3 protein-coding genes are annotated in these 1,422 nt (G+C 45.4%); 2 read left to right on the top strand and 1 reads right to left on the bottom strand.

Features of this window, described 5'->3' with window-relative positions:
• Both ACYVN4_RS45265 and ACYVN4_RS45260 read left to right on the top strand, forming a co-directional pair.
• The coding region (locus ACYVN4_RS45265) for a holin (protein WP_460730530.1) at positions 1 to 265 on the top strand (265 nt) is incomplete at its 5' end.
• Positions 262 to 1,023 (top strand): DUF5776 domain-containing protein, encoded by a 762-nt coding sequence (locus ACYVN4_RS45260; RefSeq protein ID WP_125685942.1) that lies wholly within the window; start codon positions 262 to 264, stop codon positions 1,021 to 1,023. The genes ACYVN4_RS45265 and ACYVN4_RS45260, both read left to right, overlap by 4 nt.
• Before the next feature lie 59 nt (positions 1,024 to 1,082).
• Here ACYVN4_RS45260 and ACYVN4_RS45255 read toward each other — a convergent pair.
• On the bottom strand, positions 1,083 to 1,422 hold a 340-nt coding region (locus ACYVN4_RS45255; protein ID WP_460730528.1), incomplete at its 5' end, for a hypothetical protein.

The following is a 1,422-nucleotide window of genomic DNA, read 5'->3' as shown; positions in this document are numbered from 1 at the left end:
TCTGGGAACGGCGACTGAATTGGCATTGACCACTTTGGTCGTTTTTGTTTTGACTCAGGCCGTAAAGCAGACGAAGGTGCCGAATCAGTGGATGCCGTGGCTGTCGATGGTAATTGGCATGTTGGTCGGCTTGCTATCGGTATTTGTGACGGCTGACCATAACTTTCTGTCAGGGGCCGTTATGGGACTGCTAGTAGGTGGGTTCACGTCTGGCCTATTTGATGGATTCAAGGGTTTCAATATTAAGGAGGACGATAAACGATGAGCTATTCATTTAACCACAGCTATGAACTTGGGGCCAACCAGGGATCTGGATCCAAGGCAGCACACAAGTACATCATTGCCCACGATACCGGCAACGATAACAATAAGGGCGTTGGCTCCGGTAAGAACGAAGCTAGCTATATGAAGGGTCACTGGTCCGCAGCATACACCCATGCTATTGTGGATGACCAAGGTATCTATATTGTGGGAACGCCCGGTTACGTCGCTTATGGTGCGGGGACCGTGGCTAACAACGCTAGCCCGTTCCAAGTGGAATTGGCTCACGTAAATTCCCAGAGTCGCTTCAACGCGAGCTACAAGCGTTATGTGTGGGTGCTTCGATATTACGCGAAGAAGTACGGTATCCTGCTGACGCTAGACGGCTCAGGTCCTGGTATCAAGTCTCACAAATGGGTGTCAGACAATCTATGGGGTGATCACCAAGACCCGTATGGGTATCTAGCTAAGTGGGGAATCAGCAAGGCTCAGTTTGCCAAGGACTTGAAGAACGGCGTTGGTGGGAGCTCATCCACACCAGTAAAAAAGGCCACCTATTTGAAGGCGGCCAAGCAAGTTAAGGCTAAGACTAGTGTGACGCGGTACTACGACAAAGCATTTAAGAAGGCTGAGAAAGAGTTTGCCAAGGGGACTGTCTTCGATGTTGAGTCTGTGGTAAGTTATGGAAAGATTACGCGGTTGAAGCTGGGGAACGGGCTGTATATCACAGCCAACGCAGATTACGTTAAGAAGCTCAAGTAACAACGAAGCCACTCTATCCAGATTAATGGGTAGGGTGGCTTTTTGTGGTATATTGTCTGCTAAGGCAAGAAACCGTTGAAAATTCTCTTTTTAAAAAATTTAGGTAAAAATTTGAATATTAAGAATATGCCGATAGAAAGAAGCATAAGCGTTAACATCACTAAAGAAACACGCATACCCCGATTGATAAGCCCGTCTGGCGTTGTTCTTGAACCAAGGATTAGACATATAAGATTATTTATTGGTGGTGACTTCACGAGAAATTCGGATAACGCGATAAAGAATAATATTACTAGAGAAGCGTATTTACCCAAGACGAAGAAATCTTTTTCTTTTGGTGATAGTGTATTTTTATATTTTTCAACATTCAAATTACCATGATTCATGGCTTTACAGAGT

Source organism: Nocardia heshunensis (genome assembly GCF_054782115.1).
Note: the sequence above shows the minus strand (reverse complement) of the source record. Positions and strands in the feature narration are given on the sequence as shown.

What these genes read in the sequence shown, in the direction of transcription:
- ACYVN4_RS45260 (WP_125685942.1), top strand. Translation starts at nt 262, where the DNA reads ATGAGCTATTCATTTAACCACAGCTATGAACTTGGGGCCAACCAGGGA.